This window comes from Xanthomonas sp. NCPPB 1068, from assembly GCF_041479385.2.
In the GTDB taxonomy this organism is placed as follows: Bacteria; Pseudomonadota; Gammaproteobacteria; order Xanthomonadales; family Xanthomonadaceae; genus Xanthomonas; species Xanthomonas cannabis.
The window spans coordinates 3,199,483-3,222,001 of record NZ_CM192986.1 but is presented as its reverse complement, the minus strand read 5'-3'; the positions used below and the strand labels follow the sequence as shown (position 1 = coordinate 3,222,001).

Below are 22,519 nucleotides of genomic sequence, written 5' to 3'. Positions count from 1 at the left end.
CACAGGTTCAGTACACGTCGCGGCGGTAGCGGCCGCTGTCCAGCAGCGCCTGTCTGAGTTCGGCTCCTAAAACGGTGTCGAGTGCGCGATCGACATCGGGTGCCATGCCGCGCAGGCTGCCGCACAGATAGAGGCAGGCGCCGCGGTCGACCCAGTGGCGCAAGGTGTCGGCAGCGGCGGTGAGTACGTGTTGTACGTAGCGCGGCGCGGCGTTTTGGTCGCGCGAGTACACCAGATCGAGACGGGCGATCCAGCCCTCACGGCGCCACTGCTGCAATTCTTCGGCGTAGAGCGCGTCGTATGCGGCATTGCGTTCGCCGAAGATCAACCAGTTGTCGCGCGCGCCCGCTGCAATGCGTGCGACCAGGTGCGCGCGCAACCCGGCGATGCCGGTGCCATTGCCGATCAGCAGCATGGGGTGCTCCGGTGCAGGTGGATGAAAGCCCGGATTGCTGCGCACACGCAACGCGATGTGCGCACCGATCGGCGCATGCAGGCAAAGCCAGCCGCTGCCGACGCCTGGGCGTCCATCGGCCTGCCGGTGTTCGCGGATCAGCAGTTCGGCGTGTCCTTCCTCGGGGATCGATGCCAGCGAATACTCGCGATGCGGCAACGCAACCAGGTTGTGCACCAACACGTCGAGGTCTGCATTGAATATCGCGGCATCGGCATCGGCATCTTCTGGCAAACGCGCGCCGCTGAGCCAGTCGCGCAGCGAGCGGCCGTCGATCATCCGCGCGCCATCGTATTGGTGCTGCTGCAGCCAGGCCTCCACCTGCTCCGGCGGGTTTTGCGGGGCGATCTCGGCGATGTCGCCAGCCTGCCAATGCGGCAGCGGTCCCTCGCAGGGCGTGAGCCGAAGCCGATGGACCGGTGCGCCGGCACTGCCGGGATTGACGTGGCAACGGTCGCGCAGCTGCCAGGCGGCATAGGTCGGCAGGCTCCAGTTCGGCTGCGCATCGAGCGCAGGTGTGAGTGCTGCCAGCTGGTGCTGCCACCGTTTCAGCGCTTGCGGGTCGGCATTGTCGACCTCGATGCGCTCGAACAGACGGACGCCGCCACGCGCCTGCAGGCGATGATCGAGGCGACGACCGAACGCGCAGAACTGCGCGTATCGCCGATCGCCCAGCGCCAGTACCGCGTACTGCACGGCTGCCAGCCCGTCGTCGCTGAGCCAGTCGCGCTCCACTACCTGTGCGTGATCCGGCGCATCGCCCTCGCCGGTGGTGCTGACGATGCACAGCAACCGCGGTACGCGCGCCAGTTGCTCTGCACTGACCGCCTCCAGCGGCAACGCGTGGGCGCCAATGCCTGCCAACTGGAATGCCGCTGCGCTGCGTTCGGCAAGCTCGCGTGCGAACCCGGTCTGGCTTGCCCACGCGATCAGCAGGCTGCTGCCGCGTCCGTGCGGCGCACCGGTCCGCGTGCGGCGGCGGAGGAAGATGGCGGTGCACAATCCTGCGTAGCTCGCCACGCCAAGGCCGGCCCACTGCCAGCGATGCGGAGTGGGCGCGCTCCACCATATGCCAGCATGCAGGCTGGCAAACCATGCACCCAGTGCGGCCAGGGCGAGCAGCAGCGCGCCATTGCCAAACCAGATGCGGGCAGGTGCGCCGCTCATGACGCCGCCAGGTGCCGCTCGAACGCGGGGCTCATCGCTTCGCTCAGGGCGCCGTCCTGTCGGGTCAGAAAGCGCACGGCCAGGTCGGCGTTGCGTGCGTAGGCCAGCCCGGCATCGGCGCCGAGGACGGTCATCGCAGTGGCCCAGGCATCGGCATGCATCGCATCGCGCGCGAGCACGGTCACGGCAGCGGGCGCATGCGCGATCGGGGAACCCGTGCGCGGGTCCAGCGTGTGCGTGTAGCGCGTTCCCTCGGCGTCGAAACGGTGCCAGCGATCGCCGGAAGTGGCCACGGCCAGTCCGTCCAGGGCGACTACGCGGGGCGGCAGTGCAGCGCCAGCCTCTTCATCGGGCGCGGATTCGACCAGCACGCGCCAGGCGCTGCCATCGGGCTTGCGTCCATAGCCGAACAACTCGCCGCCGACCTCGATCAGGGCGCTGGCGATATCGGCCTTGATCAGCGCGTGGTGCACACAGTCCACGCCGAATCCCTTTGCGATGCCGGACAGGTCCAGCGACACGGCACCTGGCTGTAGCAGCCGCTGGCCATCCAGCTCCAGCCGCTGCCACCCGCAACGCAGGCTGGCCAATGCGATCTGCTCGGGGGAGGGCACGCGTCGCCGGCCGCCGGAAGGGCCAAAGCCCCACAGTTCGACCAGCGGCCCGATGGTCGGGTCGAACGCGCCACCGCTGGCCTGCGCGATCTGCAGTGCGGCGTGCAGCACGCGCTGGAAATCCTCCGGCAAGGGATGCCAGCCTCCCGCAGAAGCGCGGTTGTAGCGGCTGATGTCCGAGCCCGCTTCCCAGGTGCTCATCTGCGCCACCACCCGGTCGAGCGCAGTCTGGATGCCTGCATGCAGGGGATGCAGGTCGCGCGTGCGTGGCGCCACCAGCTTCACGCTCCAGGTGGTGCCCATGCTGCGGCCGCCCAGGGTGGCAAGCGTTGCGTCTGCGGGAGTCGGTGAGTTCATACGTGGACTGGTGGGCGGGCGCTGCGGCAGGAACGCCATGGTGAGGTGCGGCGCAGCCGATTGCATCCGTATGTTGGCGGTTCGGCGATCAATGCCCTCTGCTGTGCGCAGCATCCCAGCATCCCCGCGTGGACCGTTGCGACGCGGACGGTAGCGGGGGGCGAAAGGCTCCCTCGTGCACGGTCCTGGTATGTCACCAGAACCGTTGCGCGCGCTGCCGTCACTGCGGCCAAGACAGATGGCAAGCAGTGGCCAGTTGGGCATCGACGCTGCACAGGAGCCGAAAGTGCACGAGGACAGACAGATGCCGAGCACCGACCGCGTCTGCCGGATGGTGCGCAGCAATGGTGTCAGCCGCTCTTATTGCGGCAGCACTTCCAGCGTTGCCACATAGCCCAGGCGACGCTGCTTGGCCTGCGGCAGCGAGGTCCTGGTGTCTTCGCTGGTGGTCTCCAGCCAGTACATGCCCGCTTCCGGCCAGGTCACGCTGAAGTTGCCCTTGGCGTCGGTCTTGAGCTTGATTTCATGTTGCGCATCGCGATAGCGGGTGCCGCCACGCACGATTTCGATCTCGAGGCCGGCTGCCGGCTTGCCATCCAGCTGCAGAGAGAACAGCGCCGCTTCGCCGGCCACCAGGTCGTTGGGGTGGGTGACCGGTAGCAACTCGATGCCCTTGCCGGTGGGCTTGAATACGGTGGTGGTGGGAGCGCCGCGGGTGACGAAGGTCTCTACGCGGTTGAGCGATTGCGAGACCTGCAGCTCCTGCGCATTTTTCGGCACTTCGGTGGCGAAGCTGGCTTCGTTGCCACGCCAGCGCTTGGGCTTGCCGTCTTCCTTCCAGCTGGCGAACAGGCCGGCGTTGACGATGCCGAGCTTGTAGGTGCCCGGCTGGGTGAGTTGCAGGTCGAACACGCTGCGGTATTTGCCGGTTGCCGGATTTTCCGGCTTGAGCGTGCTGCCGTCCGGCGCAGTGATGCTCAGGTTGTCCAGGCGCAGCGGCACGTGATTGAAGTAGAACAGGTCGTTGGAGACCGCCGCATCGACGGTGATCCACGGGGCTTCCCCGGCCAGCACGGTCTGCGACGGCAGCAGCCAGGCCTTGTGGGCCAGCGCGCTGACAGGAAGTGCGGCAAGCATGGCGATCAGGGCGAGCGAACGTGTCATGACAACTCCTTGAAGACGATAAGGTCGAGGGGGCGCGTGGTTGAGCAGCACGCTGCGGCGCTGCGGGGGCAATAGGCCCGGCGAAGTAGAGCGTGTTTGCTGCGAGGAAACCGCGTGCGTCCTGCGCGCCGCTGCATGCCTGGCCGCGGTGCGCTCGCGCGTCACGGTTTGGCAGTCAGGCTGACCGTGCCCAGCTCGCTGCTGCCGCTGGCCTTGGCGGATTGCGCAGACGTGGCCGGCCAGGTGAAAGGCACCTTGACCAACTCACGCCCGCCCACTTCGCGCGCGGCCTCCACCACCAGCGTGTATTGACCGGCCGGCAGCGCCTTCAGCGCGCCCTTGGTGTCGGAGAACGACAGCGCGTGCGCGCCGGCCGGGCGGGTGGGGCCGGTCACGCCATCCACCGGCACGGTCAGGGTGCGGCCGCTCTTGCGCCACCACTGGCGCAGGTCCGGCAGCCACTTGGTGCCGTGGCCTTCCGCGGTGTCCTTGGACTGGTACCAGACCGCCAGGTTGGCCGCGACTTTCTGATCGGCGCCTTCCAGCCAGATCGCCACATAAGGGCGGTGATATTCGGCGACATTGAGCTTGGGGATTTCGACGTTGATGTCGAGCGTGGCCGCATACGCCGGCATGGCGAGCAGGCCGCTCAGGGCGATGGTCAGGGTGGCGCGCATGATCGTCTCCGGTAACGAGGGGTCAGTGGATCAACAGCAAGGCAAGCAGTAGCGGCACCAGTAAACCGAGGCCGACCAGCGGCCAGGTCATGCTGCGCTGACGGGCATGCAGGTGCAGCAGGAACAGGCCGGTGATGCAGAACACCAGGCAGGCGATGGCGAACACGTCGATGAACCACCCCCAGGCAGGCCCTGCGTTGCGGCCCTTGTGCAGGTCGTTGAGGTAGGCGATCGCGCCACGCGTGGTGGATTCGTATTCGATCGCGCCGGTGTGGCGGTCCAGGCTCAACCAGGCATCGCCGCCTGGGCGGGGCAGGGCCACATACACCTCGTCCGCGGACCACTCGCCGCTGCGCGCGCCGATGCCGATGTCCAGTTCGCGCTCCAGCCAATGCGCCACGCGTGGCGGCAGTGGTGCGTCGCCCTCTTGCCTGTCGCCCAGGGTGGTCAGCAGCGCAGGCGGCAGGGTCAGTGCGCGCTGCTCGGTCGATGGGCTGGCTTCGATGCGTACAGCGTGATTCAGGGTCAGCCCGGTGAGCGTAAACAGCAGCATGCCGATCAGGCACAACGCCGAACTGATCCAGTGCCACTGATGCAGCATGCGCAGCCAGAACCCGCGGCGTTGCTGGGCGTTGGCGACGGCGTCGTTCGAAGTGGACATACGGGTCTATGCCACGTCCGCAGGAGCGGACGGCTGCAGGTGCGCCTGCCGCAGGGCCACCTGGCCCAGCAGTGCGCGCAGGCGCGGCTGCGGTGCATTGGCCAGCAGCGGCGTGAGCTGACGCAGGAAGCCGGCGTGTCCTCCGGCGATGGCGCGACGCATCCACTGTTCGGCCAGGTCCAGTTCGCCACTGTCTGCCAGCAAGGTGGCATAGCTTGCCTGGCCACGGAAATCGCCGGCTTCGGCGGAGCGGCGATACCAGTGGCGCGCGGCCAGCGGATCGGGGCTGCAGGCCAGGCCCTGGTCGAGATAACGCGCCAGAAAGTTCATCGACTTGGCGTGGCCACGCTCGGCCGCGCGGCGATACAGCGCCAGGGCCTGCGCGTGGTCCTGCGCCACACCCCGCCCGGAGGCGTACAGATGCGCCAGGTTGTACATGCCCCACACCAGATCGTGCTCGGCGGCGCGGCGGTACCACAAGGCCGCCAGCGTCTCGTTGGAGGCAGTGCCAAACCCCAGCTCATGGCAGCGGCCCAGTTGATTCATCGCCTCCGGATGCCCGCCATTGGCGGCCACTTCGTACCACAGCATTGCCAGGGCCGGGTCTGCGGCGATGCCGCGCCCTTCGGCATAGATCTGGGCGAGCAGCAGTTGTGCATTCGGATCGTGACCGGCCGCGGCCCTGCGTAGCAACGCAATGGCCTGGTCCGGCTGCGTGCGCAGCAGGCCGATCCACTGCGCAGGGTCCAGCGCAGGCTCAGACATCGGCCCATTGCCGCAACAGGTTGTGATAGACGCCGGTGAGCTGGACCAGCGACGGATGGCCGGGCGTGTCTTGTGTGAGGCGCCTGATCGAGACATCCAGTTCGAACAACAGGCGGCGCTGCGCATCGTCGCGCAGCATGCTCTGGGTCCAGAAGAACGATGCCACCCGCGTACCGCGTGTCACGGGCATCACCTTGTGCAGGCTGGTGCCGGGGTAGATCACCAGGTGCCCGGCCGGCAATTTGACCGACTGGGTGCCGTAGGTGTCTTCGATCACCAGCTCGCCACCGTCGTAACTATCCGGGTCGCTGAGAAACAGCGTGCCCGACACATCGGTACGTACCGGTTCGGCGCCACCGCGACTGCGGTCGTACCGCACCGCGTTGTCGACGTGATAGCCGAACGACTGCCCGCCGCTGTAGCGGTTGAACAACGGCGGATAGATCCGGCGTGGCAATGCCGCCGAAAAGAACGTGCTGCTGCGCGCCAGTGCGTCCAGCACCAGCGCACTGGCGTCGCGCGCCACCGCGCTGTCTTCGGGCAGCTGCGCATTGTCCTTGGCCTGCGCCGATTGATGGCCGGCGGTGATGCGGCCGTCTGCCCAATCGGCCGCGTCCAGTCGCGCGCGCAACGTGTGCAGCTGCGCGGGCGTCAACACATCGGGAATGGGCAGCAACATGCGGTGTTCTCCACGCCGCCCGTGCCAGCCGGGCGGCGTGCCGGGGGTCAGAAACTAAAGGTGGCGTTCAATACTGCCGAGCGGCCGTCGCCCGGCAATGCCCAGCCGTTTCCGGCGGTGACGGTGCCTGCGGCATTGACGGTCAGGTTGTTGCGCACGCTGGTGTAGTACTCCTTGTCGAACAGGTTGTTGACGTTCAACTGCAGGCTGAGCCAGTCGTTGACGCGCAGGCCGACCATCGCCCGGTGCACCCAGTAATCGTCGGTCTTGATGTAGGCCGCGCCCGACGCATTGTTCGGATAGAAGCCGCCCTGATAGGTGACGCCATAACCAAAGGTCCACTGGTTGAGCGAATAGGTGGTCCAGATGTTGCCGGCATTGCGCGGGGTCTGCACCAGTTCGCGTCCGGCGACCGGATCGCCGGTGAGGCTGGCGGTGCGATTGGACACGCTCTGCAGCACTTCGCTGTCCAGGAAGGTGTAATTGGCGAAGATCGACCAGCGGTCGGTCAGGTAGCCGGCCGCACCCAGCGCGATGCCGTCCACGCGTGCCTTGCCGTCCAGCACCTGCTCGGGAATCAGCGGGTCGCCGCTGTTGACCTTGTAGTTCTCACGTTCGTTGCGGAACACCGCCGCGGTCAGCGCCAGGCGCTCATCGAGTACGTCCCATTTACCGCCGAGTTCGATGTTGACGGCCGTTTCCGGGGCGACATTGCAGTTGGCACCGGCGGTGGCGCTGGCGATCGGCGTGCACGAGCCGTTGACCGACGCCTTGGAGGGCGTCTTGCTGTTGGCGTAGGACAGATACAGGCTGGCGTTATCGGCCGGCTTGAACACCAGGCCGGCGCGGTAGGAGAACAGGTCTTCTTCGTTGCCGGCCGGGAAACCTGCGGCAACGCCGGTGATGCCACCGGCGGCGTTGACGGTGTAGGTGGTGCTATCGCCTTCGTTGTGCTCGTAGCGCCCGCCGACATTGAGCATCCACTGCTCGTTGAACTGCAGCGTATCGAACAGGTAGATCGCCTGGTTGGTCAGGCTGCCCTTGCTGTGAGCGGTGCGGAAATAGTTCTGCGGGCCGGTCCAGATGTTGTACGGTTTGTCGAAGCTCTGCAGCGGGTAGGTGATGCCCGTGGTGGAGCCGTCGGCATTGCGGAAGGTCGTACCGCTGTCCAGCTCGAAGTCTTCCTTGCTGAAGGCCACGCCGGCGACGATGCGATGCTCGATGGCGCCGGTACGCAGCGTGGCGGTCAGATCGGTCTGGCTGTGCGCAATGAAATTCTCGGTCTCGCGCACCAGGCCGCGCGGGCCGCTGTTCGGGTTCCAGGTGGCGGGCGGCTGGCCGACGCAGGCGCGACCTGTGTACGGGTCGGTGCCATCGGGCAGGCACCAGGTGCCCTGCAGCGCGGTGGCATTGAGGCTCTGGTCCACCCGCTGCAGACGCGCCAGGCTGCGCAGCTTGAAGGTGTCACTGAAGTCCATGTCCAGCACGCCGGTGAGCATGTCGACGTCGATCTCCTGACGCGAGGTGTTGCGATAGCCGTAATAGGTTTCGCGGTCCACGCCCGGCAGTGGGCCGTCGTTGAACGGGCTGAGCGCAAACGGCACGCCGTACTGCGGCAGGTTGTTGTCGTGCTGGTGCAGGTAGCTCAGGGTGAAGCGGGTGTCCGAGCCCAGGCCGAAGGCCACCGACGGCGCAAAGCCCCAGCGATGACGGAATTCTTCATCGCGGCCCGGCACGTCCTGGGTGTGGCCCATCGCGTTCAGTCGCACGGCGGTGCCGTTGTCGAAGTCGTAGTTGCTGTCGACGGTGAGGCGGCCGTAGCGGTCGCTGCCGCCACCGATCAGCACGTTGGTGAAGTCGCCCTGGCCAGCCGTCTTGGTCACCAGATTGATGTTGCCGCCGACCGAGCCGGCACCGGACATGGCCGAATTGGCGCCGTTGATCAGCTCCACCGCTTCCAGGTTGAAGGTGTCGCTGCGGCTGTATTGCGCACTGTCGCGTACGCCGTCGGTGGTGATGTCGCTGCTTGCCGTGAAACCGCGCAGGTTGATGCTGTCGCCATAGCCGCCGCCGCCTTCGCCCGCGCCGAAGGTGATGCCGGGCAGGGTGCTCAGCACATCGCGCAAGGACAGCAGATTCTGCTGGTCCATGGTCTGCTTGGTGACCACGGTGATGGTCTGCGGCGTATCGCGCAGGGCTTCGGTGTACTTGGGCGAGGACGGCTTCTGCGCACGTTCCTGCTGCACCCGGATGGCATCCAGATCCACCGCACCCGGAGGGGCCGGCGCGTCGCCAGGTTGGGCAAGGGCGGGAGCGGACAGGGTCAACAGCACGGCCGAGGTGAGCGGGGAAATCCTGGGAGTCATGAGATGTCTCGAAAAGGAAAGCGATGCTCCAGCCTGGCGATGGCTCGGCGGATGCGGGAAGGGTCGAACGCCGCCGCTAGCCCACCGCGACCCGCCGGCTGCCACCACGCGCGCGGCGGCGCGGCGCTGAAAAGCGCAGGCCGGTAACAAGCGGATCAGAGGTGTCGGGCAGGGCAGGGCGCATGGGATCGCAGGCAGGTCAGATGTTAAGAAGACCTGAAGGGCTGCGATCTTAAATGCAAATCATTCTTCTTTGCAATCTTCGCCGATCGACGACGCACGCTGCCCGTCGATGGCGGGCGTTAGCGTGGGGTTGCGGGCTGGGCGATGGTCGCCTCAGCGGTCGTCGCGGGTCCAGATGCCGTCGTGCTCGCGCTTGACCGGAAACTTGGGCACGGCGGTGTACGCGGGTGCACACAGTGGGCGGCCATCGCGGATATCGAAGCGCGCACTATGCAGCTGGCACTCGATGGTACCGGTCACCGGGTCGAAGCTGCCGGGCGACAGTTCGTAATCTTCATGGCTGCAGCGGTCTTCCAGCGCGTACAGCTCGCCGTCGAGGTTGAACACCACGATGGGTGCGTCGGTCACTTCATCCCACACGGTTTGCAGTTCGCCGGGCAGCAAGGCTGCGCTGGCGCAGACAAAGGTCCAGGTCTCGCTCACGGGGATGCGCCGTCCAGCGGTTTTTCCAGCACTTCGAAGCGCAGATCCTGGCGCAGCGGCACGCCGAAGCGTTCGTCGCCGTACGGAAACGGCTTGAGGATGCCGGTGCGCCGATAGCCGCGGCGCTCATAAAAGGCAATGAGTTCGTTGCGCACATCGATCACGGTCATGCGCATGACCGGCAGTTGCCATTCGGTGGCAGCGATGCGCTCGCCCTCGGCCAGCAATGTCTTGCCGAGGCCGCTCCCCTGCAGTGTCGGGTCGACCGCGAACATGCCGAAATACCCGGCGCCCTCATCGTCGGCGATGTGGGCACACGCCACCAGCCGGCCATCCTGCTCGACCAGCAACACCAGGCTGCGTTCGCGCAGGATGTCCTGCCGCAGCACTGCAGGATCGATACGCGCGCCGTCGAGAATGTCGGCCTCCGTGGTCCAGCCCACGCGGCTGCTGTCGCCGCGATAGGCCGAGGTCACCAACTGGACAAGGGCGTCGATGTCATCGACGGTGGCGGTGCGGAAAGTGGTGGTCTGCATGCAGGGCAGTTTAGCGGGAATCGGGAATGGGTGATTCGGGATTCGGGATTCGCTGGTGCTTGGTCTGTTGCATGTAGACATGTATGGCAGCCCCCGCAATGCACGCAGGATCTGCTGGGCCATCCGCAGCCAGTGCAGGCAAAGCCGGAGGAAGCAGAAGCGAGCCCCTCTCCCCCCGGGAGACGGGTTGGGGTGAGGGTACGGAGCGAAGCGCTCGTGCAGTCGAACAACGCCAGGCGTCGCACGTACCCTCATCCGCCCCTTCGGGGCACCTTCTCCCGATGGGAGAAGGAACGGCGCACAGAAGTGACGGGTCTACTACTCACCCAAGCAACGTCCGCACCTTCTTCAATGCCGCAACAAAGCGCTCGATCTCGTCGTGCGTGTTGTAGAACGCCAGCGAGGCGCGGCAGGTGGCCGCAACACCGTAGTACTGCAGCAGCGGATGCGCGCAGTGCTGGCCGGAGCGGACCGCGACGCCTTCCAGGTCGAGCAGGGTGGCCAGGTCGTGCGAATGTGCGCCGTCGATCAGGAACGACACCACGGCCGCCTTGTCCGGCGTGGTGCCGAAGATACGCAGGCCGTCGATCCGGTGCAGCTCTTCGGTGAAGTGCGCCAGCAGTTCGGCTTCGCGCGCTTCCACGTGGTCCAGACCGATCGACTCCAGATAATCCACGGCCGCGCCCAGGCCGATGAAACCGGCGATGTTGGGTGTGCCGGCTTCGAACTTGTGCGGGGCATCGTTGAAAACGGTGTTCTCGAAGCTCACTTCCTTGATCATCTCGCCGCCGCCCAGAAATGGCGGCATGGCCTGCAGATGTTCGCGGCGTGCCCACAACGCGCCGGTACCGGTGGGGCCGCACATCTTGTGGCCGGTGATGGCATAGAAATCGCAGCCGATGCCGGCCACATCGATACGCCGATGCGGCGCCGCCTGTGAGCCGTCCACCACGCTGACAATGCCGCGCTTGCGTGCCTCGCGGCAGATCTCGCGCACCGGATTGACCGTGCCCAGCACATTGGACACATGGGTGATCGCCAGCAACTTGACCTCGGGCGTCATCGCCTTGCGCAAGGCGTCCAGATCCAGCGCGCCATCGGGGGTGATTTCGGCAACACGGATAGTAGCCCCGGTGCGCTGGGCCACCAGCTGCCACGGCACGATGTTGGCATGGTGTTCCATGCGCGAGATCAGGATCACATCGCCGGCGCCCAGTCGCGGCAAGGCCCAGGAATAAGCGACCAGATTGATCGCGAAGGTCGTGCCGCTGCACAGCACCAGCTCGTCGGCGCGCACGTTGAGAAAGCGCGCCAGCTTGCTGCGGGCGCCCTCGAACGCGTCAGTGGCTTCGCTGCCCAGCGCATGCACCGCGCGGCTGACGTTGGCGTTCTGACGGCGATAGAACTCATCGGTGGCCGCGATGACCTGCAGCGGCTTTTGCCCGGTGTTGGCGTTGTCGAAGTAGATCAGCGGCTTGCCGTGCACCTGCCGCATCAGGAGCGGGAAGTCGGAACGGACGCGCTCCCACTCCGGGGCGCTACCCGCAGCGACGGCAGGCGCGTTCATGCCACACCCGCCGAATTCAGGGCGCGGTCCAGCTGCAAGGCCAGCACGGCGCTCAACGCCGTGGGCAGCACCCGCAGCGGCTCGTGGCAAAACGCGGCGCTGAGCAGGCGCTGTGCCTCGGCCTGCGGCAGGCCGCGGGAGCGCAGATAGAACAAGGCGTTTTCGTCGAGCTGGCCGACCGTGGCGCCATGCGCAGCCTGCACTTCATCGGCATCGATCACCAGCACCGGCTGGGTGTCGATCTCGGCGTTGGCAGACAGCAACAGGTTCTTGTTGGACAGCCGCGCGTCGGTGCCGTCGGCGCCGGGCCGGATATGGATGCCGCCATGAAACACCAGGCGGCTGCGGTCGGCGCCGACACCCCGCCACACCAGCTCGCAGGCGGTATCGCGGGCGATATGGTCGATGCCCAGGCGCGTATCGACATGGCGGCGGCCGTTGCCCAGCAACACGCCGTTGGCGGTGAGCCGTGCATTGTTGCCTTCCAGGCGCACGTTGAGCTCGTGCCGCGACAGGCCGGCGCCCAGTTCCAGATCCACGCGCTGGTAGCGTGCATCGCGTGCGAGCACGGCATCGGTGCGCAGCAGCGAGGTCGCTTGCGCGCTGTCGGCTTGCACGCGGGCATGCGACAGCGCCGCGTCCTGACCCAGGTGCACATGCATCACGCTGTTGTCCAGGTGCGCCGCGTCGCCGACGTGCAGATGGTGCTCGACCACGCTCAGTGCTGCGCCGGCCCGCAGTTCGATCAGATGGCGGTGATGCCAGGACAGATCGTGCTCGCCGGCCACGCTGACAAAGACAAGGTGCAGCGGCAGCGCGATCTGCGCGCCGTCGCGCACACGCACCAGCACGCCTTCGTCGGCCAGCGCGGCATTGAGGCGGGCGAAGATCTCGTCGCTGCCCTCGAAACGACGGCCGAGCAGATGCTGCGCGTCATCGCCTGCGGCGATCGAGGCGGACAGGGTGTCCAGCTGTACACCGTCCGGCAGGCTCGCCACATCACTGAGCGCCGCCGATGGCCGTCCATTGACGAACACCAGCCGCGGCGTCGGAATGTCGTCCAGCGCGGCGGCATCGACCAAGGTCGGTACCAGTGGCGCCGGGTGGAAGCTGCGTCGTTCCAGCTGCCGCAGCGAGGTGTACTTCCAGGCTTCGGCGCGCGGGCCGGGCAGGCCGGACTGCAGCGCGGCATCCAGCTCGGCGCGGCGCGCATCGTCACCGCAGAAGCCGCGTGCCAGGGAGTCGAGCAGGGCGCTCATCAGGCGGCAACCTCGGGCACGACACGGTCCTTGAGGAAGTGATAACCGTGTTTTTCCAGCTCCAGCGCCAGCTCCGGGCCGCCGCTCTGCACGATGCGGCCTTCGGCCAGCACATGCACCACGTCCGGCTTGATGTAGTCGAGCAGACGCTGGTAGTGGGTGATCACCAGGAACGAGCGCTCCGGCGAGCGCAATGCATTGACGCCGTCGGCCACGCTCTTGAGCGCATCGATGTCCAGGCCGGAGTCGGTCTCGTCCAGGATGGCGAGCTTGGGTTCGAGCACCGCCAGCTGGAAGATCTCGTTGCGCTTCTTTTCGCCACCGGAGAACCCTTCGTTGACGCCGCGATGCAGCAGCTCGTCCTTCAGATGCAGTACGGCGAGCTTCTGGCGCACCAGCTTGAGGAACTGCATCGAATCCAGCTCGTCCTCGCCACGTGCCTTGCGCTGCGCATTGAGTGCGGCGCGCAGGAAGTAGGTGTTGTTGACGCCGGGGATCTCCACCGGGTACTGGAAGGCCAGAAACAGGCCGGCGGCGGCGCGTTCTTCCGGCGGCAGGTCGAGCAGGTCCTTGCCTTCGAACTGCACGCTGCCGGCGCTGACCTCATAGCCGTCGCGCCCGGCCAGCACGTTGCCCAGCGTGGATTTACCCGCGCCGTTGGGCCCCATGATGGCGTGCACCTGGCCCGGCTGGATGTCCAGCGACAGGCCCTTGAGGATGTCTTTGCCGGCGATGCTGGCGTGGAGGTTTTGAATGTTGAGCATAGTCGTAATCCAGTGATTGAGCCCCTCTCCCGTCGGGAGAGGGTTGGGGTGAGGGGGCGCCGCAAGCAACTTGAAAGCCTCAGCGACTAATGAACGCGTCGCCACGCGCCATTGAAGTGAGCGTCCGAAGCTCTTCGACAATTCACCCTGGCTGGCGCGTGGCGACGCGTTTGTCATGGTCAATCTTTCGAGGATCTTCTTGGCGCCCCTCATCCGGCGCTGCGCGCCACCTTCTCCCGGAGGGAGAAGGAAATAAGTGTCAGCCGACGCTGCCTTCCAGGGAGACTTCCAGCAGCTTCTTGGCTTCCACCGCGAACTCCATCGGCAGCTCGCGGAACACCTGCTTGCAGAAGCCGTCGACGATCAACGACACCGCGTCTTCCTGGCTGATGCCGCGCGCACGGCAATAGAACAGCTGGTCGTCGCTGATCTTGGACGTGGTGGCCTCGTGCTCGACCGTGGCGCCCGGGTTCTTCACCTCGATATAGGGGAAGGTGTGCGCGCCGCATTGCTTGCCGATCAATAGCGAATCGCACTGGGTGTAGTTGCGTGCGCCATCGGCGTTGCGGTCCACCTTGACCAGGCCGCGATAGGTGTTTTGCCCGCGCCCGGCGCTGATGCCCTTGCTGACAATCTTGCTCTTGGTGCGCTTGCCGATGTGGATCATCTTGGTGCCGGTATCGGCCTGCTGACGGTGGTGCGTCAGCGCGACCGAATGGAACTCGCCCACCGAATCGTCGCCAAGCAGCACGCACGACGGGTACTTCCAGGTGATCGCCGAGCCGGTTTCGACCTGGGTCCAGGTCACCTTGCTGCGCGCGCCACGGCATTCGGCACGCTTGGTCACGAAGTTGTAGATGCCGCCAACGCCATTCTCGTCACCCGGATACCAGTTCTGCACCGTCGAATACTTGATCTCGGCATCTTCCAGCGTCACCAGCTCCACCACGGCCGCATGCAGCTGGTTTTCATCGCGCATCGGCGCGGTGCAGCCTTCCAGGTACGACACGTAGGCCTTGTCTTCGCACACGATCAAGGTGCGCTCGAATTGGCCGGTGTGGCCGGCATTGATACGGAAATAGGTGCTCAGCTCCATCGGGCAACGCACGCCCTTGGGAATGAACACAAAGCTGCCATCGGAAAACACGGCCGAGTTCAGCGCGGCGAAGTAGTTGTCGCCCACCGGCACCACGCTGCCCAGATACTGCCGGACGATCTCCGGATGTTCCTTGATGGCCTCGGACATCGAGCAGAAGATCACGCCCTTTTCGGCCAGCTCCTTGCGGAACGTGGTGCCGACCGAGACCGAATCGAACACTGCGTCCACTGCAACGCCGGCCAGCTTGGCACGCTCGTGCAGCGGTACCCCGAGCTTGTCGTAGGTGTCGAGCAGTTCCTTGGGCACCTCGTCCAGCGACGCGTACTTCGGGCCCTTGGGCGCGGAGTAATAGCTCAATGCCTGGAAATCGATCGGCGCGATGTTCAACTTCGCCCACTCCGGCATCGGCATCTTCAGCCAGTGGCGGTACGCCCCCAGCCGCCAGTCGGTCATCCATTGCGGCTCGTCCTTCTTGGCCGACAGCGCAATGATGGTGTCTTCGTCCAGGCCGGGCGGGAGCGAATCGGACTCGATCGCGGTGATGAAGCCGGCGTCGTAACGTCGGCCCAGCCGTTCGAGGATCTGTGCATTCTGCGGGGGAGCTAGTTCGGTGGCCATCGGGCTGCCTACAGGTCAGGTGGTCGCGACGCGTGCGGCGATGGAACGCCGACGGCTGTCGCCAGGGAGAGAAAGGGGCTGCAACATCTGCGCGAGCGTGACCCGACGCAAGGCGTCGCCGACCACGTCGTTGATCAGGCGCCAGTTGGAGCGCACCCCGCAGGTCTGCGCGATGCCGCACTGGCTATGGTCCTGGCTGCATTCGGTAATCGCCAACGGACCTTCCATGGCCTCGACGATTTCCACCAGGGTGATCTGGCTGGCCGCGCGCGCCAGTCGGTAACCGCCATGCACGCCTCGCAGGCCTTCGACCAGACCGGCCTGCGACAACGGCTTGAGGATCTTGCTCACGGTCGGCGCTTCCAGGCCCGACTGTTCGGCCAGCTCGCTGGCGCTGAGGACCTCGCCACACCGGGCGGCAAGCACGGTCAGCACGACAGTGGCGTAATCGGTGAGTTTGGTGACGCGCAACATGAAAGACGAAGCACCTTAAAGCGGACCGAAATTGTACTCTTTTGGCGCGGGCAGGGCCAACTGCCCGGTTCAGCCCCCGGCAAGCACCCGGCGTTGCGGCAGTGGGTGCGCTTGTGCTTGGCGCATGGGCGCGCTGCGGTCACAATGAGCGGCCCCCTCACCGGACCCTTACATGTCGCGCAAAGTTGCCGCCCGCAAGTCACGTATCCACGGCAATGGCATGTTCGCCCTCGCCCCGCTCCGCAAGGGCGAGCGCATCATTCAATACAAGGGACGCCTGCGCACGCATGCCGAAGTGGATGCAGACGATACCGGCGATGTGGAAAGCGGCCACACCTTCCTGTTCACGCTCAGCGACGATTACGTGCTGGACGCCAACTACGAAGGCAACGTCGCACGCTGGATCAACCACAGCTGCAATCCCAATTGCGAAGCGGTGATCGAGGAAGCCGAAGGCGACGACCGTCGCAAGGACAAGATTTTCATCGAGGCCAAGCGCGCCATCAAGGCCGGCGAGGAACTCACCTACAACTACGGCATCACCTTGAGCGAGCGCCACACCCCGCGTCTGAAGAAGATCTGGGAATGCCGCTGCGGCTCCAAGAACTGCACCGGCACGATGCTGCAGCCCAAGCGCTGACCGTAGGCGAACGCCGCGCGCTGACGCGCCGCATACATCGGTTCACAGGTGCGCAACGGCGCGCTGCCTAGGGTGCGGGCTTCTTTGAAGAGGAGCCCACCCATGTCGTATTCGCTCTCTGGCAAAACCGTGGCCGTACTGGCGACCGATGGTTTTGAACAATCCGAGCTGACGGAGCCCAAGCGCCTGCTGGAGTCCTGGGGCGCCAAGGTCGATGTGATCGCGCCAGGCGACAGCGCCACGATTCGGGCCTGGAACCATACCGATTGGGGCGATTCGGTCGCCGTCGACGGGTCGCTCGCACAGGCAACGCCGAACAGCTACGACGCCCTGGTGCTGCCCGGCGGCGTGCTCAATCCCGATACGCTGCGCACCGATGCGCAGGCGATTGCCTTCATTCGCGCCTTCGCCACGGCGCACAAGCCAGTGGCCGCGATCTGCCATGGTCCATGGCTGTTGCTGGAGAGCGACCTGGTACGCGACCGCAACGTCACCTCCTGGCCGTCGGTCAAGACCGATCTGACCAATGCCGGCGCGCGCTGGCAGGACGCTGAAGTGGTGGTGGACGGGCAGTTGATCACCAGCCGCAAGCCGGACGACATTCCGGCGTTCAGCGCCGCCGTCGCCAAGGCGCTATCCGCATAAGGGCGCGCGCGTTGCCGGTGGCAGCACGCATATAAAGGCCCGACGCTGATGCGTCGGGCCTTTGTGTGGACGCCTGCGTTGCGCATGGCGAGTCGATCGGCACTGCACGGCGCAGCGTGCGGCTTATTTGCCCGACAGTGCCGCCGCCGGCACCAGCTGCTCGATGTTCTGATTGAAGTTGACGGCGACCCGCCCGTTCTGGATGCCGACCGATTCCACCTGGACGGCGCCCATCACCGCCGCGATCGACGGGTCGATGCGGTAAATCGGTTCCTTGCGCGCGTAGTCCGCCAGCCAGGTGTTGAGCAGCTGACGGGTGCTGTGGTCGAGTTTTGCGCCGGCATGGGCCGGACGGAAATCGTCGATGCTGGGCTGGTCGAGATAGAAGCCTTGCTTGGCGACGTCGTAGCGCAGCGCGCTGGTCAGGGTCACGTTACCCACCGGCGACGGCGCCCCGCCTGCAGTGGCAACCGCCAGATCGAATGCCATCTTGAGCCGGTCGCCGGGCGGCAGTGACAGCGCGGGATTGCTGACCGTCATTTCGACCAGGCCGCCGAGCGTGTCGTGCGTCTGCGGAAAGCGGCCGCCGAGATACTGCTGCAAGTCGCTGGCCTGCACGCTGATCTGACGGCCCTGGATCTGCGGCGCCGCCCAGGCACCGGTGGCGGGAAGTGCCAAGGCAAGAGCGAGCACGGATCCGGTAAGCGAACGCAGTTTCATCGAGTGACTCCGGCAACAGGTGACACAACCTTAGTCAGCGCCGGTGAACCACGGGTTAGCGCAGCACCGGCTGTAGCGTGGCCGAGTAGATTTCCCAGCGGTCGCTGCCGGCACGTGGTTGCAAGCGGTACGCGCCGACCAATTGTTGCGTGCCGGACCGGGTGCGGACGGTGATGCGCACGGGGACCTCGATCTGTCGTGGCGGATGCTGCTGATCCAGCGGCAGCGGCGGGTCGTTCATGATGCGCATCGACTGGATGTCGCTCATACCGCGCAGGACCGCATCGTCGGGCACCGGCGCCGGGCGCCCGCCCGTCCACAGCGCATCGGCATCGGCGCGTGCCGCACCGGGCAGCGCGCCCAGGTAACGTTGCACGGTGGCGCTTGCTTCGGCGAACGCGGCGCGTGCCTGCGCATCATCGGGATCTTCGGCGGGCGTGGGCGCTGGAGTGCCCGGCGCGGCGTGGATGGCTGCCTGCTCCATGGCATCGGCCTGGTGCGAGGCTGGTGGAGTGGCCGCGGTTTCCTGCTCTGCGGTGCGCTGACAACTGCAGCCGGCAAGTGCGGCCACTGACATGACGATTGCAATCCAGCGCATGGCGCGTCCCCATCCCCGATACGCGCAGTGTAGCTGCGCAGTGCACCGCGCAGGTGCTCAGACGCCTGGCTGTACGCGTTGCAGGCGTTCGAGCAGGAGCTGCAGCTTTGGTCGCAACGCGTCGAGCGCGTCGCTGGGTTGGGTGCGCGGGCGGGCGGCCAGGTCCTCCAGCAGCTGCGAGCCCACCGTCAACGCGGCGCATTCGTCGCTGCTCAGGTCGCGGCGCAGGTGCAGTTCTTCGAGCAGGCGCATCCAGTCCGCCCGCGAGCGCTGTTCGAACTCGATGGTGCAGCGGTCGTCGCACGGGCGTCCGTCGTTTTCGATGGGCGTGACCGTAATGCGGTAGCGTTTTCGGGACATGGTGGTCGCGTCACTCCTGGACTGACGCCACCATAGGGGCAGGCCGCCGCGCGCTCGAGAGTGCGGACCATGACGCAGTGTTCCAGCGCGCTCAGTCGGCAGGCGGCGATGGGGTTTGACGCAGCAGCGGCAGTGGATCGTACGCACCGTTGCGTCCATAGACACCAAAGTGCAGATGCGGCGGCGTGCCGCGCGCATTGCCGGTGGTGCCGACCATGCCCAGCTGTGTGCCAGGCTCGACCACATCGCCCACCGCCAGGCCTGCCGCCCAATCGTCTAGATGCGCGTAATAGTGCCGCTCCATCGCCGGGCCGAGCAGCCAGACCTGCTTGCCGCCCAGGCCCTGGTCGCGGATGGCGCTGACCACGCCGCGCGTTGCCGCCACCACCGGTGTACCGCGTGGCGCGAAGATATCCACGCCCGCATGCGTACGGTCGCGGCCACGCGGTGCACCAAAGGTGTCAGCAATCTGTCGCGCACGCACGTCCTTGACCGGGATGGCCAGGCGCTCCGGCGGTGGCATCCGCGACAATTCCCAGGTAGTGCGCAGTTGTGTTGCGATCGGCAATTGCCACGCCCAACGTGCGGCGACTGCCAGGACACACAGCACGGCGATCCACAGCAAGAAGCGGCGAAGCCGGCGTGCGGGGCTGGAGCTTGGAGTGGCTGAGGTCACGAAAGATGCTGCTTGCAGGGACGCCGGCCAGGGTAGGGGAGCGGCGATGAGCGAGGTGTGTGGTGGGTGCGGCACTGCATTGACGTCATGACGTGCGCAAAAAAAAAGACGGCCCGAAGGCCGTCCCGATGACACCGGATGCGCGCTGGATCAGAGCGCGGCGTCTTTCAGCTTCTTCAGGGGGCGAACCTTGACCTTACGGGTTGCGGCCTTGGCAGCAAAGATCTGCTCTTCCTTGGTGAAGGGGTTGATGCCCTTGCGCTTCGGCTTGGCCGGCACGTTGACCGAGGTGATCTTGAGCATGCCCGGCAGGGTGAAGCTGCCGACGCCCTTCTTGTTCAACGAGGAATGCGCAGCGGCTTCCAGCGACGCCAGCACGGCGCGCACGTCCTTCGGAGCCAGCTGGGTGGATTCGGCGATGTGGGCGACCAGGCCGGTCTTGCTCAGGGCTTCCTTGATCGGCTTCGGCGCGGCCGACGTAGCGGCCTTGGCCGGCTTCGCAGTCTTGGTGGCGGCGACCTTTTTCACTGCCTTCTTGGGGGCAGCCTTCTTAGCGGCGGTTTTTGCCATGAGGTATACGTTCCGTATTCGTTGGTGGTGTTGGGTCTGCCGACCCAGTCGGCAACGCGAAATGTAGGGCAACTGCTGCGCGCCGCCAATAGGCAAACCATGAAACAACACGAAAAAAGCGTCTTTCGACGGGGATTCGTTCACCGGCGGCGCAAAACGCCGACAGAAACGCAGTGCTCGACACGCACGGCGCACGCGTGGGTGCGGCATCTGATGCAGGGCAGCAGGTGGTTTGCGCAGGCAGGTGTGCGCGTTTGCGCGCATGGGAAGCACGCATCGATTGCGCTTCGGTCGGCATTGGGTGGCATGCGCTGCAACGAGCGATGGCGAAGTGGCCTTGCGTGCGTGCTGCGCAATGTCCATTGGCATCGATTGCAAGGACGGTGCACGGCATGTGCGTTGAAGGCCCGCAACCGGCATCGATGCCGTGTCGATGCTGGATGCGCCTGGCGCGACGCTGTCCTGGTGGCGGCCGGCGAGTCGCTGCCGTTGGCGTCACCGGCGGATCGCGCGGCGGCATCGCAGCGGTCGATGCCGTCGTGCGCCTGTTATGTGACTAGTCGTTGGCAGCCGACAAGCTGCGGCCGCGCTCGGTCGCCGCCGCGATCGCTTTGGCAGTCAACGCTTCGAAACCGCCTGCCTGGAAGGTCTCGATGGCCGCTTGCGTGGTGCCGTTGGGCGAGGTCACGCGGCGGCGGAGCAGCTCCGGTGCTTCGCCCGATTCGGTGAGCATGCGCGATGCGCCGAGCAGGGTTTGCAGCACCAGCGTGCGTGCGGTGTCGGCCGGCAGGCCCTGCGCCTGCGCTGCGGCCTCCATGGCTTCGGCCAGCAGAAACACGTAGGCCGGCCCGCTGCCGGAAACCGCCGTCACTGCATCCATCTGTGCTTCGTCGTCGATCCACACGGTGACGCCGGCGCTTTCCAGCAGGCCGGTCGCGTGCGCACGCTGCGCATCGGACACGCGCGCGGTGGCGTACAGGCCGGTGACGCCGGCGCCAAGCAGTGCGGGCGTGTTGGGCATTGCGCGCACCACGGCCACATCGCCACCGGACCAGCGCTGCAGCTGCGTGGCGGTGATGCCGGCGGCGATCGACAGCAACAGCGGCTGCTGTGCTTGCGCGAGGTCGGCCAGTTGCGCACACACGGCCGGCATGACCTGTGGCTTGACCGCGAGCACCCAGGTGGCTGCGCCGTCGGCCGCCGCCTCTGCGTCGGCGACCACCGCCACGCCGAAATCACGCGACAGCGCGGCACGCAGGTCGGCGACCGGCTCGGCGACGCGGATGTCGGCTGCCGGTGTGCCTTGCCGGATCAGTCCGGCGATCAGGCTGCGTGCCATGTTGCCGCCGCCGATGAACGCGATGGGCGCGGCGTGGGTGGACGATGGCGCAGGCGAAACGGGCAGGGGCATCGTGGTCACTCCGGTCATAAGAATAGGTGTGGCGTTGCGCAGATCAGGCGGCGGTGTCGGTCAGCGGCGCCCGCGTACCGAACAGCGCCGTGCCGACGCGCACCATGGTGGCACCGGCCGCGATCGCTTCGGCGAAGTCGGCGCTCATGCCCATCGACAAGGTGTCCACCTGCCGGTGCGCCTGCCGCAGCTGTGCGAACAGGGACTGCATACGCGCAAACGCGTCGGCACGCCGCGCCTGCTCCGGGAACGGCGCCGGGATTGCCATCAGCCCGCGTAGCTGCAGACGCGGTTGCAGCGCAATGGCCTCGGCCAGGGCGTCGATCGCCTCGGGGGCGCAGCCGTATTTGCTGTCCTCATCGTCGATATTGACCTGGATCAGCACCTTCAACGGCGCGCGATCGTCCGGGCGGTGGCGCGCCAGCAGCGGAATCAGCTTAGGGCGATCCACCGTCTGCACCCAGTCGAAACACTGACTGGCGACATCGGCCTTGTTGGATTGCAGGTGGCCGATGAGATGCCATTCCAGGCCCAGCTCGCGCAGGGCAGCAATCTTGGTCTGCGCCTCCTGCACGTAGTTTTCGCCGAAGGCGCGCTGCCCCTGAGCAGCCAGTGCGGCCACCGCTTCGGCAGGTTTGGTCTTGGACACCGCAAGCAGACGGACATCGGAGCGCGCATGCGCGGCTGCCGCGGCGTGGATGGCATCGAGGATCTGCTGCAGCGACGAAACCGGCACGTGGCATTCCAGAAAGGACGGGAGCGCTAGTGTGCCGACGCGGCTGGCTTCCTTCCAGCGCGTTGCGTGCCTGGCACGTGCAGCTCAGGCCGGCGCGCAGGTCTGTTCCCGCAGCCGAGGCGACGTGCGTGGCAGCGGGGTTGGCCAGGCCGGGCAAGCCGTTCGCAAGCCGGCGCCGGGACCGCCCATGCCCGAAAGACAACGCCTTCAGCCCTGCGCGGCCGTGCCGACCTGAACCGGTGGCGGGGCGCTCCCCGCTGGCATCCAGAACGCTAT

At 66.3% G+C, this 22,519-nt stretch carries 24 protein-coding genes; 2 read left to right on the top strand and 22 right to left on the bottom strand.

Annotated elements, in window-relative coordinates; all coding sequences use genetic code 11:
- Window positions 1–7 precede the first annotated feature (7 nt).
- From ACCQ12_RS13685 to ACCQ12_RS13615, 15 genes are all read right to left on the bottom strand, one after another.
- Window positions 8–1,621 (bottom strand): sulfite reductase subunit alpha, encoded by a 1,614-nt coding sequence (locus tag ACCQ12_RS13685; protein ID WP_372381972.1) that lies wholly within the window; start codon window positions 1,619–1,621, stop codon window positions 8–10.
- A complete protein-coding gene (locus tag ACCQ12_RS13680; RefSeq protein ID WP_372381971.1) occupies window positions 1,618–2,592 on the bottom strand; it encodes an FAD:protein FMN transferase in 975 nt (324 codons plus the stop codon). The genes ACCQ12_RS13685 and ACCQ12_RS13680 overlap by 4 nt, the downstream gene beginning before the upstream one ends.
- Before the next feature lie 360 nt (window positions 2,593–2,952).
- Entirely contained in the window at window positions 2,953–3,756 is an 804-nt protein-coding gene (locus tag ACCQ12_RS13675; protein WP_372381970.1) for a DUF4198 domain-containing protein, read from the bottom strand.
- A 161-nt stretch (window positions 3,757–3,917) separates the two neighbouring features.
- On the bottom strand, window positions 3,918–4,433 hold the full coding sequence (locus tag ACCQ12_RS13670) for a DUF2271 domain-containing protein (RefSeq protein WP_228314146.1): 516 nt from the start codon (window positions 4,431–4,433) through the stop codon (window positions 3,918–3,920).
- A gap of 22 nt (window positions 4,434–4,455) precedes the next feature.
- Window positions 4,456–5,094 (bottom strand): PepSY-associated TM helix domain-containing protein, encoded by a 639-nt coding sequence (locus ACCQ12_RS13665; protein WP_179454317.1) that lies wholly within the window; start codon window positions 5,092–5,094, stop codon window positions 4,456–4,458.
- A 6-nt stretch (window positions 5,095–5,100) separates the two neighbouring features.
- Window positions 5,101–5,859 (bottom strand): tetratricopeptide repeat protein, encoded by a 759-nt coding sequence (locus tag ACCQ12_RS13660; RefSeq protein ID WP_372381969.1) that lies wholly within the window; start codon window positions 5,857–5,859, stop codon window positions 5,101–5,103.
- On the bottom strand, window positions 5,852–6,538 hold the full coding sequence (locus ACCQ12_RS13655) for a Fe2+-dependent dioxygenase (RefSeq protein WP_179454313.1): 687 nt from the start codon (window positions 6,536–6,538) through the stop codon (window positions 5,852–5,854). The genes ACCQ12_RS13660 and ACCQ12_RS13655 overlap by 8 nt, the downstream gene beginning before the upstream one ends.
- A 47-nt stretch (window positions 6,539–6,585) precedes the next feature.
- On the bottom strand, window positions 6,586–8,904 hold the full coding sequence (locus ACCQ12_RS13650; protein ID WP_372381968.1) for a TonB-dependent receptor: 2,319 nt from the start codon (window positions 8,902–8,904) through the stop codon (window positions 6,586–6,588).
- A 336-nt stretch (window positions 8,905–9,240) separates the two neighbouring features.
- Window positions 9,241–9,570 (bottom strand): Rieske 2Fe-2S domain-containing protein, encoded by a 330-nt coding sequence (locus ACCQ12_RS13645; RefSeq protein WP_184374921.1) that lies wholly within the window; start codon window positions 9,568–9,570, stop codon window positions 9,241–9,243.
- Entirely contained in the window at window positions 9,567–10,106 is a 540-nt protein-coding gene (locus ACCQ12_RS13640; protein WP_047693804.1) for a GNAT family N-acetyltransferase, read from the bottom strand. The genes ACCQ12_RS13645 and ACCQ12_RS13640 overlap by 4 nt, the downstream gene beginning before the upstream one ends.
- Window positions 10,107–10,428: 322 nt before the next feature.
- Window positions 10,429–11,673, bottom strand: coding sequence for a cysteine desulfurase (locus tag ACCQ12_RS13635; RefSeq protein ID WP_372361074.1), 1,245 nt, complete (start codon window positions 11,671–11,673; stop codon window positions 10,429–10,431).
- Complete coding sequence (gene sufD / locus ACCQ12_RS13630; RefSeq protein ID WP_372381967.1) at window positions 11,670–12,932, bottom strand: Fe-S cluster assembly protein SufD; 1,263 nt, start codon at window positions 12,930–12,932, stop codon at window positions 11,670–11,672. Before sufD ends, ACCQ12_RS13635 begins: the two co-directional genes overlap by 4 nt.
- Window positions 12,932–13,696 (bottom strand): Fe-S cluster assembly ATPase SufC, encoded by a 765-nt coding sequence (sufC, locus tag ACCQ12_RS13625; RefSeq protein WP_166751907.1) that lies wholly within the window; start codon window positions 13,694–13,696, stop codon window positions 12,932–12,934. Before sufC ends, sufD begins: the two co-directional genes overlap by 1 nt.
- 259 nt (window positions 13,697–13,955) lie before the next feature.
- Window positions 13,956–15,413 (bottom strand): Fe-S cluster assembly protein SufB, encoded by a 1,458-nt coding sequence (gene sufB, locus ACCQ12_RS13620; RefSeq protein ID WP_372381966.1) that lies wholly within the window; start codon window positions 15,411–15,413, stop codon window positions 13,956–13,958.
- A gap of 15 nt (window positions 15,414–15,428) precedes the next feature.
- Window positions 15,429–15,887, bottom strand: a complete 459-nt coding sequence (locus ACCQ12_RS13615) for an SUF system Fe-S cluster assembly regulator (protein WP_372381965.1) — start codon at window positions 15,885–15,887, stop codon at window positions 15,429–15,431.
- Window positions 15,888–16,059: 172 nt separating this feature from the next.
- Between ACCQ12_RS13615 and ACCQ12_RS13610 the strand changes: the two genes are divergently transcribed.
- Together ACCQ12_RS13610 and ACCQ12_RS13605 are read left to right on the top strand one after the other, a co-directional pair.
- Window positions 16,060–16,527 (top strand): SET domain-containing protein, encoded by a 468-nt coding sequence (locus ACCQ12_RS13610; protein WP_039404726.1) that lies wholly within the window; start codon window positions 16,060–16,062, stop codon window positions 16,525–16,527.
- Between the two features lie 102 nt (window positions 16,528–16,629).
- Window positions 16,630–17,172, top strand: a complete 543-nt coding sequence (locus ACCQ12_RS13605; RefSeq protein WP_372381964.1) for a type 1 glutamine amidotransferase domain-containing protein — start codon at window positions 16,630–16,632, stop codon at window positions 17,170–17,172.
- A 123-nt stretch (window positions 17,173–17,295) separates the two neighbouring features.
- On the opposite strand, the gene ACCQ12_RS13600 is transcribed toward ACCQ12_RS13605, so the two are convergent.
- From ACCQ12_RS13600 to ACCQ12_RS13570, 7 genes are all read right to left on the bottom strand, one after another.
- Window positions 17,296–17,892 carry a YceB family lipoprotein gene (locus ACCQ12_RS13600; RefSeq protein ID WP_166745298.1) on the bottom strand — a complete coding sequence of 199 codons (597 nt, stop codon included), beginning with the start codon at window positions 17,890–17,892 and terminating at the stop codon, window positions 17,296–17,298.
- Between the two features lie 55 nt (window positions 17,893–17,947).
- Window positions 17,948–18,490 carry a hypothetical protein gene (locus ACCQ12_RS13595; protein ID WP_047693791.1) on the bottom strand — a complete coding sequence of 181 codons (543 nt, stop codon included), beginning with the start codon at window positions 18,488–18,490 and terminating at the stop codon, window positions 17,948–17,950.
- A gap of 57 nt (window positions 18,491–18,547) precedes the next feature.
- Window positions 18,548–18,850, bottom strand: coding sequence for a DUF3861 family protein (locus tag ACCQ12_RS13590; protein WP_047693789.1), 303 nt, complete (start codon window positions 18,848–18,850; stop codon window positions 18,548–18,550).
- 91 nt (window positions 18,851–18,941) lie between these two features.
- Window positions 18,942–19,526, bottom strand: a complete 585-nt coding sequence (locus ACCQ12_RS13585) for a M23 family metallopeptidase (protein ID WP_355604323.1) — start codon at window positions 19,524–19,526, stop codon at window positions 18,942–18,944.
- A 150-nt stretch (window positions 19,527–19,676) separates the two neighbouring features.
- Window positions 19,677–20,096 carry an HU family DNA-binding protein gene (locus ACCQ12_RS13580; RefSeq protein ID WP_039404742.1) on the bottom strand — a complete coding sequence of 140 codons (420 nt, stop codon included), beginning with the start codon at window positions 20,094–20,096 and terminating at the stop codon, window positions 19,677–19,679.
- Between the two features lie 556 nt (window positions 20,097–20,652).
- Window positions 20,653–21,507 carry a pyrroline-5-carboxylate reductase gene (gene proC / locus ACCQ12_RS13575; protein ID WP_372381963.1) on the bottom strand — a complete coding sequence of 285 codons (855 nt, stop codon included), beginning with the start codon at window positions 21,505–21,507 and terminating at the stop codon, window positions 20,653–20,655.
- Between the two features lie 43 nt (window positions 21,508–21,550).
- On the bottom strand, window positions 21,551–22,243 hold the full coding sequence (locus ACCQ12_RS13570) for a YggS family pyridoxal phosphate-dependent enzyme (protein ID WP_355581652.1): 693 nt from the start codon (window positions 22,241–22,243) through the stop codon (window positions 21,551–21,553).
- Window positions 22,244–22,519 lie beyond the last annotated feature (276 nt).

Excerpts from the sequence above, each read along its gene's own strand:
- ACCQ12_RS13680 (WP_372381971.1), bottom strand. The coding sequence starts at position 2,592 with ATGAACTCACCGACTCCCGCAGACGCAACGCTTGCCACCCTGGGCGGC.
- sufD (WP_372381967.1), bottom strand. The coding sequence starts at position 12,932 with ATGAGCGCCCTGCTCGACTCCCTGGCACGCGGCTTCTGCGGTGACGAT.
- ACCQ12_RS13685 (WP_372381972.1), bottom strand. The coding sequence starts at position 1,621 with ATGAGCGGCGCACCTGCCCGCATCTGGTTTGGCAATGGCGCGCTGCTG.
- ACCQ12_RS13635 (WP_372361074.1), bottom strand. The coding sequence starts at position 11,673 with ATGAACGCGCCTGCCGTCGCTGCGGGTAGCGCCCCGGAGTGGGAGCGC.
- ACCQ12_RS13610 (WP_039404726.1), top strand. The coding sequence starts at position 16,060 with ATGTCGCGCAAAGTTGCCGCCCGCAAGTCACGTATCCACGGCAATGGC.
- ACCQ12_RS13665 (WP_179454317.1), bottom strand. The coding sequence starts at position 5,094 with ATGTCCACTTCGAACGACGCCGTCGCCAACGCCCAGCAACGCCGCGGG.
- ACCQ12_RS13580 (WP_039404742.1), bottom strand. The coding sequence starts at position 20,096 with ATGGCAAAAACCGCCGCTAAGAAGGCTGCCCCCAAGAAGGCAGTGAAA.
- ACCQ12_RS13590 (WP_047693789.1), bottom strand. The coding sequence starts at position 18,850 with ATGTCCCGAAAACGCTACCGCATTACGGTCACGCCCATCGAAAACGAC.
- ACCQ12_RS13655 (WP_179454313.1), bottom strand. The coding sequence starts at position 6,538 with ATGTTGCTGCCCATTCCCGATGTGTTGACGCCCGCGCAGCTGCACACG.
- ACCQ12_RS13670 (WP_228314146.1), bottom strand. The coding sequence starts at position 4,433 with ATGCGCGCCACCCTGACCATCGCCCTGAGCGGCCTGCTCGCCATGCCG.
- ACCQ12_RS13600 (WP_166745298.1), bottom strand. The coding sequence starts at position 17,892 with ATGAAACTGCGTTCGCTTACCGGATCCGTGCTCGCTCTTGCCTTGGCA.
- ACCQ12_RS13640 (WP_047693804.1), bottom strand. The coding sequence starts at position 10,106 with ATGCAGACCACCACTTTCCGCACCGCCACCGTCGATGACATCGACGCC.
- ACCQ12_RS13595 (WP_047693791.1), bottom strand. The coding sequence starts at position 18,490 with ATGCGCTGGATTGCAATCGTCATGTCAGTGGCCGCACTTGCCGGCTGC.
- ACCQ12_RS13675 (WP_372381970.1), bottom strand. The coding sequence starts at position 3,756 with ATGACACGTTCGCTCGCCCTGATCGCCATGCTTGCCGCACTTCCTGTC.
- ACCQ12_RS13660 (WP_372381969.1), bottom strand. The coding sequence starts at position 5,859 with ATGTCTGAGCCTGCGCTGGACCCTGCGCAGTGGATCGGCCTGCTGCGC.
- ACCQ12_RS13650 (WP_372381968.1), bottom strand. The coding sequence starts at position 8,904 with ATGACTCCCAGGATTTCCCCGCTCACCTCGGCCGTGCTGTTGACCCTG.
- sufB (WP_372381966.1), bottom strand. The coding sequence starts at position 15,413 with ATGGCCACCGAACTAGCTCCCCCGCAGAATGCACAGATCCTCGAACGG.
- ACCQ12_RS13615 (WP_372381965.1), bottom strand. The coding sequence starts at position 15,887 with ATGTTGCGCGTCACCAAACTCACCGATTACGCCACTGTCGTGCTGACC.
- ACCQ12_RS13605 (WP_372381964.1), top strand. The coding sequence starts at position 16,630 with ATGTCGTATTCGCTCTCTGGCAAAACCGTGGCCGTACTGGCGACCGAT.
- proC (WP_372381963.1), bottom strand. The coding sequence starts at position 21,507 with ATGCCCCTGCCCGTTTCGCCTGCGCCATCGTCCACCCACGCCGCGCCC.
- sufC (WP_166751907.1), bottom strand. The coding sequence starts at position 13,696 with ATGCTCAACATTCAAAACCTCCACGCCAGCATCGCCGGCAAAGACATC.